The 14,142-nt window shown below is 69.7% G+C and carries 9 protein-coding genes; 6 read left to right on the plus strand and 3 right to left on the minus strand.

The window, feature by feature from the left end; genetic code table 11:
• Positions 1-40: 40 nt before the first annotated feature.
• The 4 genes from F4560_RS03660 to F4560_RS03675 are packed head-to-tail and all read left to right on the plus strand — an operon-like array spanning position 41 to position 4,694.
• Positions 41-1,306: an ABC transporter substrate-binding protein gene (locus F4560_RS03660; RefSeq protein WP_221483318.1), complete on the plus strand. Its 1,266-nt coding sequence runs from the start codon at positions 41-43 to the stop codon at positions 1,304-1,306.
• Complete coding sequence (locus F4560_RS03665) at positions 1,303-2,256, plus strand: carbohydrate ABC transporter permease (protein ID WP_184916213.1); 954 nt, start codon at positions 1,303-1,305, stop codon at positions 2,254-2,256. The genes F4560_RS03660 and F4560_RS03665 overlap by 4 nt, the downstream gene beginning before the upstream one ends.
• Positions 2,253-3,101, plus strand: coding sequence for a carbohydrate ABC transporter permease (locus tag F4560_RS03670; RefSeq protein ID WP_184916214.1), 849 nt, complete (start codon positions 2,253-2,255; stop codon positions 3,099-3,101). The genes F4560_RS03665 and F4560_RS03670 overlap by 4 nt, the downstream gene beginning before the upstream one ends.
• A gap of 24 nt (positions 3,102-3,125) precedes the next feature.
• Positions 3,126-4,694: a glycoside hydrolase family 43 protein gene (locus F4560_RS03675; RefSeq protein ID WP_184916217.1), complete on the plus strand. Its 1,569-nt coding sequence runs from the start codon at positions 3,126-3,128 to the stop codon at positions 4,692-4,694.
• 56 nt (positions 4,695-4,750) lie between these two features.
• Here the strand turns inward: F4560_RS03675 and F4560_RS03680 are convergent, their stop codons facing one another.
• A complete protein-coding gene (locus F4560_RS03680) occupies positions 4,751-5,728 on the minus strand; it encodes a PaaX family transcriptional regulator (RefSeq protein ID WP_184916220.1) in 978 nt (325 codons plus the stop codon).
• 156 nt (positions 5,729-5,884) lie between these two features.
• Between F4560_RS03680 and F4560_RS03685 the strand changes: the two genes are divergently transcribed.
• Positions 5,885-7,216 carry an extracellular catalytic domain type 1 short-chain-length polyhydroxyalkanoate depolymerase gene (locus F4560_RS03685; protein ID WP_184916223.1) on the plus strand — a complete coding sequence of 444 codons (1,332 nt, stop codon included), beginning with the start codon at positions 5,885-5,887 and terminating at the stop codon, positions 7,214-7,216.
• A gap of 40 nt (positions 7,217-7,256) precedes the next feature.
• Here the strand turns inward: F4560_RS03685 and F4560_RS03690 are convergent, their stop codons facing one another.
• Both F4560_RS03690 and F4560_RS03695 read right to left on the minus strand, forming a co-directional pair.
• The gene (locus F4560_RS03690; protein ID WP_221483319.1) at positions 7,257-9,662 is read right to left on the minus strand and encodes a family 43 glycosylhydrolase; all 2,406 of its coding nucleotides are present in this window, start codon (positions 9,660-9,662) and stop codon (positions 7,257-7,259) included.
• Entirely contained in the window at positions 9,659-12,577 is a 2,919-nt protein-coding gene (locus tag F4560_RS03695) for a beta-xylosidase family glycoside hydrolase (protein ID WP_184916228.1), read from the minus strand. Before F4560_RS03695 ends, F4560_RS03690 begins: the two co-directional genes overlap by 4 nt.
• A 375-nt stretch (positions 12,578-12,952) precedes the next feature.
• On the opposite strand from F4560_RS03695, the gene F4560_RS03700 reads away from it, so the two are divergent.
• Positions 12,953-13,939 carry a LacI family DNA-binding transcriptional regulator gene (locus F4560_RS03700; protein ID WP_246477712.1) on the plus strand — a complete coding sequence of 329 codons (987 nt, stop codon included), beginning with the start codon at positions 12,953-12,955 and terminating at the stop codon, positions 13,937-13,939.
• Positions 13,940-14,142 lie beyond the last annotated feature (203 nt).

Here is a 14,142-nt window from a genome sequence, read left to right on the forward strand (position 1 = left end):
TGGCGGTGCCGCCTGTTCTCGCCCACCTTGGAGAAGCGCCGTGAAACTCCGCTTGCCCCTGCTCTGCACCGCCACGGTCCTGGCCCTCGCCACCGCCTGCACACCCGGTACAGGCGGCGGCGGGGGAGGGGACGGCAAGTCGTTCGAGTTCTGGTCCTTCTCCGCCATCAACCAGAAGCTGACCGTCGACGCGTACCAGGCGAAGCACCCGGACGTCCAGATCAAGCTGACCGAGGTGGGCTCCTCCACCGAGACCGCACAGTCGCTGACGACCGCGCTGGCCGGCGGGAAGGTGCCGGACCTGGTGCTGATCCAGGGCGACAACCTGCCGCAGTTCGTCGACCAGCCGCAGAACTTCGTGGACCTGCGGACGTTGGGCGCCGACGACGTCAAGGGCGACTACCTGGACTGGGTGTGGAAGCAGAGCGTCGCCAAGGACGGTGAGGTCCTGGGGGTCCCCACCGACGTGGGCGGCATGGCCGTGGCGTACCGGACCGACCTGTTCGCGGCAGCCGGGCTGCCGACCGACCGTGAGGCCGTGAGCGCGCTGTGGCCGACGTGGGACGCGTTCATCGAGACCGGTAAGCGCTACAAGCAGGCCACCGGCAAGGCGTTCACCGACAACGCGGCGACCAGCGTGTTCTACCAGGCGGTCAACCAGGTCTCGGAGAAGTACTACAGCGATGACCGCAAGGTGGTCTACGGCACCAACCCGCAGGTGAAGGCGGCGTTCGAGCTAGGCATCAAGGCGGCCACCTCCGGGATCACCGCCGGGCAGTCGTCGTTCGAGAGCGCGTGGAGCGCAGGCATGGGCCAGGGCGCGTACGCCGCGGTGTCCGCACCGTCGTGGATGCTCAACAGCATCCGCAGCACCGCACCCGACACCAAGGGCAAGTGGGACATCGCCAGGATTCCCGGCGCCTCCGGCAACTGGGGCGGCAGCTACCTGGCCATCCCGAAGGGCGCGAAGAACCCGCAGGCCGCCTGGAACTACATCAAGGAGATGCAGTCGCCCGCCGGGCAGCTGGAGCACTTCACCCGCGTCGGCGCGCTGCCCTCGACCCCGTCGGTCTACAAGGACCCCAAGCTCACCGACGGCAAGGACCCGTTCTTCTCCGACGCGCCGACCGGCAAGATCTACACCGAGTCGCTGCTGGGTCTCAAGCCGTTCTACATCGGTCCGGACAGCGCCGCCATCGGCCAGGAGTTCCTCGACGCCATCACCAACGTCGAGCAGGGCGGCGGCAACCCGGCCACCGCGTGGGACGACGCGGTGCGCAACATCAAGACCGCCATCGGCGAGTGACCGCCGTGACCGCCACGCTCACACCGGCGCCTTCGGCCGAACTGCCGCCCCCTGCCTCGCCCAGAGGCAGGGGGCTCGCCGAGCGCCTTTCGGCGTACGCCTACATCGCCCCGTTCTTCGTCCTGTTCGGGGTGTTCGGGCTGTTCCCGCTCGCCTTCACCTTCTATGTGGCCCTGTTCGACTGGAACCCCATCGGCGACCAGGTGTTCATCGGCACGGACAACTTCACCCGCATGTTCGCCGACCCGCGGTTCTGGAACGCCGCGGGCAACACGGTGAGCATCTGGGCGCTGTCCACGATCCCGCAGTTGCTGCTGGCCCTGGTGCTGGCGCACGTGCTCAACAACGCCCGGCTCCGGTTCGCGCTGTTCTTCCGGATGTCGGTGATGGTGCCCTACATCACCTCGGTGGCGGCGACGGCGGTCGTCTTCGCGCAGCTGTTCGACCGCGACTACGGGCTGCTCAACTGGCTGCTCGGGCTGGTCGGGGTCGAGCCGGTGGACTTCGTCCAGTCCACTTGGGGCAGCCACGTCCTCATCGCCACGATGGTGACCTGGCGGTGGTTCGGCTACACCACGCTGCTCTACCTCGCCTCGCTGCAATCGGTGCCGCGGGCGGTGTTCGAGGCCGCGGCCATCGACGGCGCGGGGCCGTGGCAGCGCTTCCGGCACATCACCGTCCCCTCGCTGCGACCGGTGATCATCTTCACCGTGGTCACGTCCACCATCGGCGGCTTGCAGATCTTCACCGAGCCGCTGCTGACCGGGTCGGGGCTGACCTGCGGCGCGGTGCGCCAGTGCCAGACGTTGACGTTGTTCCTGTACGAGCAGGGCTTCGGGCAGTTCGAGTTCGGCTACGGCTCGGCGATCGGGGTCGCCCTGTTCGTCATGGTCGTGGCGATCGCCGCGATCAACTTCGTGCTGTCCACCCGGATCAAGGCGGACCGATGACGAGCACCACGACGCGCGGCCGGCGCCCCGGCCGGGTCCGCTGGTGGACCTACCTCCTGCTGTCCGCGGCCACCGCCGCGTGCCTGTTCCCGCTGTACTGGATGTTCATCGTCGCCACCACCGACACGGCGACCGCGACGGAGATGCCTCCCGAGGTCGTGCCCGGCGGCAACTTCTTCCACCTCATGGGCCTGGTCCTGGAGACTGTGCCGTTCGTGCAGTCACTGCTCAACAGCCTCGCCGTGTCGACCGCGATCGGCGTCGGGCAGGCGGTGCTGTGCTCGCTGGCCGGGTTCGCCTTCGCGAAGCTCCAGTTCCCCGGCCGCAACACCCTGTTCGTGATCGTCGTGCTCACGATGACGGTGCCCACGCAGCTCTCGGTCATCCCGCAGTACATGATCATGTCCGAGCTGGGCTGGGTCGACACCCTCCAGGCGCTGATCGTGCCCGGCCTGGCCAGCGCGTTCGGCATCTTCTGGATGCGCCAGCACATCTCGGCCACGATCAGCGACGAGCTGATGCAAGCGGCCCGCATCGACGGCGCGAGCACGGGGCAGGTGTTCTGGCGCATCGCGTTCCCGATCGTGCGCCCGGCCGCGTTCGTGCTCGGCCTGTTCGGGTTCGTCACCGCGTGGAACGACTTCCTGTGGCCGTTCATCGTGCTCAAGTCGCCCGAGCGCTACACCGCCCAGATCGCGATCAAGGCGCTCCAGAACAGCCTCGACGTGGACCTCGGCCTGGCCATGTCCGGCTCCTTCCTGGCCACGATCCCGCTCGTCGTGCTGTTCGTCATCGTCGGACGCCGCATGGTCGCCGGGATCCTCGAAGGCGCCTTCAAGGGCTGAAGCCCTCGCACAACAAGGGAAACCATGACCTCACCGAAGTCCGAGGCGTCGTTCTACGACAACCCCGTGATCCCCGGGTTCCACCCCGATCCCAGCGTGTGCCGGGTCGGTGACGACTACTACCTGGTGTGCTCCAGCTTCGAGTACTTCCCGGGCGTGCCGATCTTCCACAGCCCCGATCTGGTGAACTGGCGGCAGATCGGCAACGTCCTGGACCGCCCGTCCCAGCTGCCGCTGCCCGCCGACGCGATGGCGTCCGACGGCATCTACGCGCCCACGATCCGGCACCACGACGGCCGGTTCTGGATGATCACCACGAACGTCTCGCACGGCGGCAACTTCGTCGTCACCGCGGAGCGGCCCGAAGGCCCCTGGTCGGAACCGGTGTGGATCGACCTGCCCGGCATCGACCCCGACCTGGTCTGGGACGACGACGGCAACTGCTGGTCCGCGTTCGCCGGAGCCCACGGGCCCGCCTTCGACGGCGTGCAGATCGCCCGCGTGGACCCCGAAGCCGGGAAGGTGCTGGAGGGACCGTTCCCGGCCTGGGCCGGGACCGGGTTGCAGTGGCCGGAAGCGCCCCACCTGTACCGCATCGGGGAGTGGTGGTACCTGATGATCGCCGAGGGCGGCACCGAACGCGGCCACGCCGTGACCATGGCACGCGCCCCCTCGCCGCGGGGTCCGTGGGAGTCGGCGCCCGGCAACCCGATCCTGTCGCACCGGAGCACGAGCCACCCGATCCAGAGCACCGGCCACGCCGACCTCGTGACCACTCCGGACGGGGAGTGGTGGATGGTCCTGCTGGCCACCCGTCCGGTCGGGTACAGCCCCAAGTTCCACGTCCTGGGCCGGGAAACGTTCCTCACGCCCGTGCGGTGGGAGGACGGTTGGCCGCGCGTCGGTCCCGTGCGGCTGAGGGAACAGGCGCCGGGCGGTGCGCGGACGGTGGAGGTGGCCCCGCAGCGCGACGACTTCGACTCCGCCGGGCTCGCGCCGTGGTGGATCTCGCCGCGGTCGCGCCCGGACGGTTCCTGGTCGCTGGTCGAGCGGCCGGGGTGGCTCGCCCTGCACGCCACCGGGTCCACATTGGACGAGCCGGGCTGCACGTTCCTCGGCCGACGCCAGCAGCACCCCGAGAGCCGAACCGCGGTGCTGCTCGACCACGTCGCCGGGCGTGCCGGCCTGACGGTGCGACTGGACGAGGGCCACCACTACGACCTGGAGGTGGCCGACGGGCAGGCCACGGTCATCGCCCGCATCGGCCCCCTGCGCACGAGCGTGGCCACGCGTGCCGTGGTCCCGGGTCCGGTGACCCTCGTGATCACCACCCGGTCGGCCCGGAAGTGGTCCGAGGAGGAGGAGAGGCGGGCGGGCCTGCACGTCGCCGCGCCCGACTACATCGCGTTCCACATCGGCGAGGACCCGGAACCACTGGCCGAACTGGACGGCAGGTACCTGTCGACGGAGGTGGCCACCGGGTTCACCGGGCGGGTGATCGGCATGTACGTCACCGAGGGCACCGCGTGGTTCGACTGGTTCGACCACGGTCCACTCGACGACGGTCCACCCGACGACGCCGAGCGCTCCTGACCGCGGGCCTGCGGCCGTCCCGACCTACGGGGGACGGCCGCAGGTCTCGGGACAGGTCAACGCCCCGATCCGGTGGCGGGATCGAGGGTGCCGAGAACTCGCGCGGACAGGTCGGCGACGGTGTGCGCCCGCAAGTCGGTGAGCGGGTCCGTGGTGAACCGGCCGGCGACGGCTCGCACGTGATCCTCGGCGGGGCCGGCGAGACCGTCGTAGACGGCGGTGAACAGGTCGCGGGCGGCCATGCGCGGCCATCCCGGAGGCAGCAGGTCGAGGGGCAGGCCCGGGTCGAGGATGGGCAGGCGGCGGTAGGTGTCCATGACCTCGGTACGGGTGCGGACCGCCTCGGCGCCGGTGATCCGAGAGCCTCGGATGTCCCGCAGCAGCGGGTTCCAGCGCTGGATGAAGGCGTCGTAGTGCCGGCCGATGGCGGCGGTGTCCCAGGCGTCGAGGGGCTCGCGGCCGATCGTCGCGCCGAAGTCCACGTGGCGGGCGCGGAACACGGTCATGGCGCCGAAAGCGAGGTCGGCCAGCAGTGCTGTGAGCTTGTCGGTCAGGTCGTGAGGCGAGATCCAGAGGCCGTCGTAGAGGGGCGCGTAACCGAGCCAGCGCAGCCGGCCGCGGAGTTCGCGCCGCCGGGTGACCTCTTCCTGGGGCAGGGAGAAGGCGATGAGCGTCCACCGCTGGTCCCACGTCGAGGTGCCGGTGGCGGCGGAGGCGATGGCACGGCCGCCGGAGGCGAGGTTGTGGGCGGCGGCCGTGGTGAGCCGGTAGGAGCTCGTGCGGCCCTGTTTGCTGACTTCCAGCACGCCGCGGCGGGCGAGCCGGCTGATGGTGGCGCGGGCTCCGGTCGAGCTGACGCCCGCCTCGGCGAGCAGCGCCACGATCGCCGCCGACGGCAGCCAGGCGCGGGTGCTCAAGGTGTAGTCGGCCATCAGGGTCACGGTCAGACCCTGCGGCGAGTTGCCGTGTTGTCGCCGGGGGAGCCGGACCCCGTCGCCCGGAAAGATCTCCTCGATGTCGTACGGGCTGGTCACGGCGGCTCCGCTGCGGCTCGGGGGGCGTTCGGCACCGACTGTAACCGGCTCGCGGGTGGCGCAAGCGGGGCTGTCAAGACGGTCGATTGACAGTTTTGCGACCGGTCGACACGCTAAGTGTCATATATCCGTGCGCGAACCGAGGGAGCCGAGCGCATGAAGGCCAAACCCAGCTTGTTGTTAGCCGCGGCGGCGTCACTGGTCGTGGCGGGCCTCGCCACCGTCGCGCCCGCGCCCGCCGTCGCGGCCTCGTTGACCGAGGTCACCGGCTTCGGCAGCAACCCGGGCGGGATGCGGATGCACGTCTACGCGCCCGACTCGCGCCCGGCCGACCCGGGGATCGTGGTGGCCATGCACGGCTGCGGCGGTTCCGGGCCGGGCTTCTACTCGGGCAGCGAGTTCGCCTCACTGGCCGACCGGCACGGGTTCGTCGTGATCTACCCGAGCGCGCAGCAGGAGGCCGGGTTCGGCAAGTGCTTCGACACCTGGTCCGACGCCGCCAAGCGCCGCGGCGGCGGCAGCGACCCGGTCTCGATCGTGTCGATGGTCAACTATGTCCAGCAGCGCTACGGCGGTGACCCGAATCGCGTCTACGCCACCGGTTCGTCGTCCGGCGGGATGATGACCAACCACATGCTGGCGCTCTACCCGGACGTGTTCAAGTCGGGGGCGGCGTTCATGGGCGTGCCGTTCAACTGCTTCGCCAACGCCGCCGACTTCCCGCCCGGCAGCAGCAAGTGCACCGGCAGTGGAGGCGCCAACCGCACCCCGCAGCAGTGGGGTGACGCGGTCCGGCAGGCATACCCCGGCTTCACCGGCACCCGACCGCGCGTCCAGCTCTGGCACGGCACCAACGACACCCTCGTGCCGTACGCGCTGCTCCAAGAGTCGATCGAGCAGTGGACGAACGTGTTCGGGTTGAGCCAGACGCCCACGTCCACCGACACACCGCAGACCAACTGGAACCGCCGCCGCTACAACGACACCACCGGCACCACGCTGGTGGAGGCGTACAGCGTCCAAGGCGCCGGGCACAGCCTGCCCAGCGGAGGCATGGCCGCACAGGCCATCGCGTTCTTCGGCCTGGACCGCCCTGGCGATCCGACCTCCACCACGACCACAACCTCGACCACGACGACTACGTCCACCACGACGACCACGCAGCCGCCTGGCACTTGCCGCGTCGCCACCACCGTGAACGCCTGGAACACCGGCCTGACCGAGAGCATCACCATCACCAACACCGGCGCCACGGCGATCAACGGCTGGTCCCTGGCCTTCACCCTGCCCAGCGGCCAGACCATCACCTCCGGCTGGAGCGCCACCTACTCGCCCAACTCAGGCCAGGTGACGGCTCGCAACGTCAGCTACAACGCCTCGATCCCCCCGAACGCCTCCATCGGCATCGGCTTCCAGGCGACCCACAGCGGCAACACCGCCAAACCGTCCTCCTTCACCCTCAACGGCATGGCCTGCACCACCGCCTGACGGGACGAGGCGGCCCGGAACTCCCGGGCCGCCTCACCGGTCAACGACAGGTGCGCGCGTCGTACGGCACCGAGAGCGCGGTCGACACCTCGTGCCCGTCGACCACCGCCTTCGCCGTCACCTCCGCCGTTCCCGCCGCCACGGCCGACTGCCGCGTCATGAACGGGTGGAACCGGGTCTTGCCCGCCTCGACGTCATCGAACGACTTCGTGCCGTAAGGCGTCTCGACCACGAAGTCGACCGTCGCCGACTCGTCGTTGGTCACGTGCACGGTCAGCTTCACGTTCGGCCCGGCGCACTGGGTGTCCGCGGCCCCCTCGACCTTCAGCGACGGCTTGGCGAACTGCCAGCTGTCGACCTCCAGCAGGTCCCGGCCTTCGGGTCCGACGAACGTGAAGTACACGTCGTGGACCCCCGTGACACCACCGAGTTCGGTCCCGACCTCGGTCCACTCGCCGGTCGGCCCGTCGACCGGGATGGTGGCGACCACGGGTCCGGTGCGGTCGTCCAGGCGGACCTGGACGCTCGTTCCGTCGGTGAGCGGCTTGACGCGTGCCGACACACCGGTGGCGCCGGTCCCGAAGTCCGCCGACGAGAGTGACGTCCAGTCACCGTTGTCGACGTCGTGCAGAGCGAGCTGCGGCACGTCGTTGGGCGCGTTGAGCCGCTTGGTGGCCAACCCCTGCTGCCACGCGATGGTCTCCGCCTCGATCACCCGGTAGGGGTCGAGGTGGCGGATCTGCTCGGCGCCGTCGAAGGTGCCGATGACCTCCTTCACCGTGCCGTCGGGGTTGAACTCCAGCTTCGCGATGTGCGGGCTGCGGAACCCCTGCGTCGCACCGCCGGTGATGCGGCGGTTCAACGTCTGCGCGTGGTAGGTGAAGTAGTGCTCGCCGTCCAACTCGAAGACGGACTGGTGGTTGTTGCCGCCGGCGCCGAAGTAGTTGCCGGGGTTCTTGAAGATGACCCCCGCGTACTTGTCGGGCGTCCACGGGCCCATCGGGCTGTCGGCCACGAGGTAGGCGATCGCGCCGGTCGGCGGGCCGTTCGGGTCGATCGGACCGCCGAACCCGAAGTTGGACGAGTACGAGTAGTAGTACTTGTTGTCACGCTTGAAGACGTGACCGGCCTCGAACATCAACGGCGCGTCGATGGTCTCGGCCGCGCCCTCGGTGCTGATCATGTCGGCACCGAGCTTGATGACGCGCGTGGACTTCGGGTGGTTGGTGTTCTCGTAGGAGTTGGAGTTGTCGTTGCCACCACCGCCGAAGTAGAGGTAGCCCTGACCGTCGTCGTCGATGAACACGCCCGGGTCGAACAGCCAGTTGCGGCCGTCCGAGGCGCCGGGGGTCTGGCCGGTGATGAGCAGGCTGCCGCGCTCGTCGCGCCACGGGCCGAGCGGCGAGTCGCCGACCAGAACGCCGGTGGCGGCGCCGTTGTTGGCGAAGTAGAGGAAGAACTGCTCCTTGCCGTCGACCACCCGGCTCTCGACCGCGGGCGCCCACGACTGCGACGCGTACTTCGCCAGGCCGTTGGGCCCGGCCACCGGGATCTCGCCGTGGTCGGTCCAGTTGACCAGGTCGTCGGACGAGATCACGGTGATCGTGTTGATCCCGCCGTAGGTGTTGGTGGGGGAGGTCCCGTCCGGGCCCGGGTTGTACACCTGCGTGTCGTTGGTCATGTACACGTAGACCCGACCACCGTGCGCGAACGCGTTGCCGTCGGCGCCGAACTTGTGGGAGATCAGCGGGTTGCCCTCACCGGGGTTCTTGCCGAGGACCTCGATGGTGGTCGACGGGGTGAACTCCCGCAGCGCGACGTCGTCCACCTTGAAGTCCATCAGGTGGGTCGCCGGCGCGGACGCCGGATCGGCCGTCCACGGCGTCTCCACGAACAACCGCGGCGTCGTGACGCCCTGCCCCGCCGGGATCGTGAACGTGCCCTGGAGCAACCCCCACTGCCCGCGCGGCACGGTGCCGGTGCCCAGGTTGGTGTAGGTCGAGCCGCCGTAGTGCATGGTCGCGAAGAACTGCTTGGTGGCGGGGCTTTCCGGGTTCTCGTACTTCACCCGTGCGGTGACGGTGTACGTCTTCCCGGCCTGCACCTTGCCTGCCAGGTCCTGGGCCGGTCCCGAACCGGTCGTCTTCCGGTTCGTCACCAGCACCGCCCCGGCGCCCGAGTAGGCGTCGCCGGTGGGGGACAGGGCCGCGCCGTCGGTGGCGTTCCCGCTGTTGACGGTCCACCCGGACAGGCCGTCCTCGAAGCCCGGGTTGGTGATGAGGTTGGGCTCGGCGGCCATCGCGGTCGGGGTGGCCGCGAGACCGCCCGCGAGCAGAGCGCCGACGGCGGCGAGGACGACGGCTCTGCGCCGTCCCGACCGCTGTGGACGTTGTCGGTGCACGTGGTTCTCCTTGTCCTGGGTGTGGGGGTTCTGGGCTGCGCTCACCGGCAGGTGCGCGCTTGGTAGGGGGCTGCGAGGTCGACCGTCCGCGGCTCGCCGTCGACCGTCGCGGACGCGGTGACCGCTGCCGAACCCGCCGGCACGTCCCGCTCACCGGTCGTGAACGGGTGGGAACGGGTCCTGCCCGGCCTGACGTCGTGGAAGGACTTCGTCCCGTACGGCGTTTCGACCGAGACGTCCACCGGTACCGCTTCGTGGTTGGTGACCTCGACGGTGAGCGCCACGTTCGGTCCCGTGCAGCGGGTCTGCGCCGACGCCGACACCGCCACCGGGAACCTGGCCACGCCGAGCCGGGCCAGTTCCAGGCTCAACGCCCGTTCCGGTGCGTCGACCTGGTTCTGCGTGCCCGCCCGCGTCGTCCGCGCCTCCTCGGCCTTCCTCAACGCCGCGCGCATCGCGGCCCACGTGTCGGCGGGGTAGTGGTGCTCGTTGAGGGTGCGCGCGTGTGCGATCGCGGCGTCCAGCGCGGCGGTGCCGAGCGGCTTGCCTTCCGCCGTGAGGGTGTCGCTGAGCAGGAAGTGGTCGAAGTCGACGTTCCCGCCGGCCTGTCGTGTCGCGTAGTCGAACAGTCCCCACCGGTGGCCCATGAAGTGGGCGAGGCTGCCGTCCAACGTCTGCGGTCCGACGCGATCACCGAGCTTGTGCCACGCGAGCCCGTCCAGGCTGTAGTAGAACGTCGTCCAGCCCTGCCCGGTCGGCGCGTCGAACTCCACGTCGCCCTTGAGGTGGACCACGGTGGCGTCGCCGAGCGGGACCTCGGTGCCGGGCACGAAGCGCTCAGCGGTCGCCTGGTCGAACGTGACCGGGAACGGCTGCACCCGGTTGACCACCCCGAGGGTGTTCCGCCCGTCCACCCGCTTCACCGCGACGTAGGAGAAGCCGCGGTTGTACATCGCCAGGCCCGCGACGTCGCCGTTCTTCATCCCGGCGAAGTCGAGCTTCGTCTCCGCCGAGCCCTTGGGGCCGAAGGTCCGCTGCGACAGCGTGTTGCGTGCTTCCTCGAACCACGTCAGCTCGGCCCGGTTCGACAGCTTGGTGTAGACGTAGTCGCCGGTGACGACCTTGCCGGTGGTGAGCCGCAGCCAGCCGTCGCGGTCGGTCAGCGACCAGTGGCGGTTGTCCGGGGCGTGGTTCCACTGCCAGGTCATGTCCAGCCGGGAGCCGTTGGGCGCGATCTCCGCCTCGGTCGGGTGCTCGGTGGTCACGGGCTGCCCGACGACCGAGACGTCGTCCAGCAGGTACTCCACGCTCGATGACGGCGGCTGCGGGTTCCCCCACGGGGTCTCGACCGCGAACTTCACCTTGGCTGTGTCGGCCGTGCTCGGCACGGTGTACCGGCCGGAGACCGTAGTCCACCGGCCTGCCGGGACGTCACCGGATGCCATCACCTGCACGCCCGAACCCCAGTCCACGACGAGGTTGAACCGCACGTTCGCCGGTCCCGCCGAGTACTTGACCTTCGCCGACACCGCGTACGTCACGCCGCGCTGCAACACGCCGTCCAGGGACTGGTTGGGGCCCGACCCGTTGACCGTCCGGTTGCCCACCTTCAGCGCCGCCGACCCGGCGGCCGGATCGGCGCCGTCCAACGCCAACTGCGCGCCGAACTGACCCGCCCACGGCGACACCGCGCCGGACTCGAAGCCGGGGTTGCGCACCAACTCCACGCCGAGCAGTGACTCGTCGACGTCCGGCGGGGACGGGATGGTCCACTTCTCGTCCATGTACGCCTTGTGCGGCGCGTCGTTGGCGAAGTCGTCGGAGGTGACGAGGCTCTTCTGCCGCTCCAGCCTTTCCTGCGCGGGGCTGAGCCTGATCGGCTTGTCGAACACCCCGTTCACCGGCACCACGCCGTTGTCGCCGAAGGTCGGCCAGCCGTCCTGCCACGTGGCGGGGATGAGGGCCGGGATGCGGCCGACCGGGAACGAGTCGCGGAAGAACATGCCGTGCCAGTCGGTCCGGCCGCCGTCACGGGCGATCGGCACGAGGCTGCCCTGCGCGAACCCGTTCGAGTTCAGCGCGCCGCGGGCCTGGTACGGGTTGCTGCCGTCGGCCGTCGCGTACCGCCCGAGCAGGTGGGGCGAGCGGAACAGGACCACCTGGCGACCCTGGCCCGGCGGCCAGGTGATGATCACGACGTAGTAGTGCCCGTCGATGTACTGCACCTGGGCGCCCTCGAACAGCCCGCCCAGGAACGGGGAACCGGGGTGGTCGGCGGGCCGCAGGATGTTCGGGTACTCCGCCACCACGCGCGTCAGGTCGCCGTCCAGCTTGACCGCACTGGTCGACCCCGACCCGTAGAAGATGTAGGGCGTGCCGCCGTCCCGCTCGTCGAAGTACAGCGACGGGTCGTGGAACGCCCGCCCCAGCGGCAGCCGGGTCCACGCGCCGTCCTCGATGTCGTCGGTGGTGTAGATGTAGGAGCCGCCGAGGTTGTTGGTGTTGAAGGCGACGTAGAACTTCCCGGCGTGGTAGCGCAGCGACGACGCCCACTGGCCCTGGCCGTAGGAGTTCTGGCCGTTGCGCAGCGAGAACGAGTCCCCGACGCCCAACCGGTCGAACACGTGGTTGACGATCTCCCAGTTGACGAGGTCGTACGACTTCATGATCGGCGCGCCGGGGCTCAGGTGCATCGTCGTGCTGATCATGTAGTAGACGTCGCGGCCCTCGTCGTTCTCCGCCGCGGGCACGCGCTCCACGCTGACGTCCGGCACGTCCGAGCCGAGCAGCGGAACGGAGTACGTCCCGTCCCCCTGGTCGGTGGACGTGTACGAGGACGCGGGCTGCCACCCGTCGGCGGCTTGGCCCGGTGGGCCGGTCGAGGCGAGGGTGGCGCCGACCAGGGCGATCGTCGTGACAGCGGGCCAGAGCCTCGGGCGGCGGTGAGCGGGCGAGGGCATGGACGACTCCCCATTGCGGCTGAGGTGGTGTGATCGTTAACAGAAGGCGCGCGGCTAATGCGGGTGAGGTTCTGCAGCGGCCGGAGTCGGCGGTGTGAACTTCCTGTGGCGACAGTGTTAGCGATAACACAAATGGGTGTCAACGGTCGGTCGCCGCTAAAAATAAAGCTAAAAACTTTAGCGCCCGCCCGCGTTGACGGGCTAAAAGAGACGTGACTACATTGACGTGCTGGTCACCGTCGATCGGCTGCTAAGTCGAAACTTTCGGTTGCGGACGACCACCCACGGGCCGAGTGGTTGCCGCGACGCCCGCGGCACGCGGGCGCCGCGCAGATGGGGACGGTAGTGGGGAACAGGACAACCGGCGCTCCCGCGATGACAGACGTCGCCCGGCTCGCCGGGGTCTCGCAGCAGACGGTGTCGCGGGTGCTCAACGGGCATCCGTACGTCCAGGAGCAGACGCGCATGCGGGTCCTGGCGGCGATCGAGGAGTTGGGGTACCGCCCGAACCGGGTCGCCCGCACACTGGTGACGGGCCGCTCGCAGCTGATCGGCGTGGTGGCCCAGAACACGACCTTGTGCGGGCCGTCCTCGTTGTTGGCCGCGTTCGAGCAGGTCGCGGCGCACGCCGGGTTCGTGGTCACCACGCACCGGGCGAACGTGCTGGACCGCGAGTCGATCACCACGGCCCTGGAGCGGCACCGGGACGAGCGGGTGGCCGGCATCGTCGTCATCGCGCCCACGACCTCGGCGCACGACGCGGTCGACACCGTTCCCGCCAACGTGCCGCTGGTGATGGTGGACGGCGATTCGCGGCGCACCACCGCGTCGGCGACCGTCGACCAGGCGGCGGGCGCCGTCGCGGCGACCCGGCACCTGTTGGAGGCTGGCCACCGCACGGTGTGGCACGTGTCGGGTCCGCCGGACTGGTTCGACAGCGCCGGTCGGATCGAGGGCTGGCGGTCGGCGCTGGAGTCCGCGGGCGCGGAGGTGCCGCCGGTCGTGTCGGCCGACTGGAGCGCCGCCGCCGGGTACCGCTCGGGCCTGATGCTGGCGCGGATGCCGGAGGTCACGGCGATCTTCGCGGCCAACGACCACCTGGCGCTGGGCATCCTGCGGGCGATGAGCGAGCGCGGCAGGCGCGTGCCGCACGACGTGAGCGTGGTCGGCTTCGACGACGTGCCCGAGGCGGCCTACTTCATCCCGCCGTTGACCACGGTCCGGCCGGACTTCGACGCCGTCGCCCGGGACGCCCTGGAACTGCTGATGGCGCAGATCGACGGGAGCTCGGTCGCCGGGATGCGGCGCACCTCCACCCCGACGCTCGTGGCCCGGGACAGCGTGCGACCGCCCCCTGGGTGACGATCGTCCACGGGTTTCCGCGAAAACTTTCGAGCCGGTTTGCCTGGCGTCAGTCTCGGGCCGATCCGGTCCAGGCGCGGTCGAAGTTAGCGATAACATCCGCCATTTCCGCTGATTGGACTGCGGTCGCCAGGAGAGGCGGCGACGGCCGTCGACGTCCTTTTGTTGTGCTCGAATTCTTTGACGTTACCGCCTGGGAGCGT

This window comes from Saccharothrix ecbatanensis, assembly GCF_014205015.1.
Classification (GTDB): Bacteria; Actinomycetota; Actinomycetes; order Mycobacteriales; family Pseudonocardiaceae; genus Actinosynnema; species Actinosynnema ecbatanense.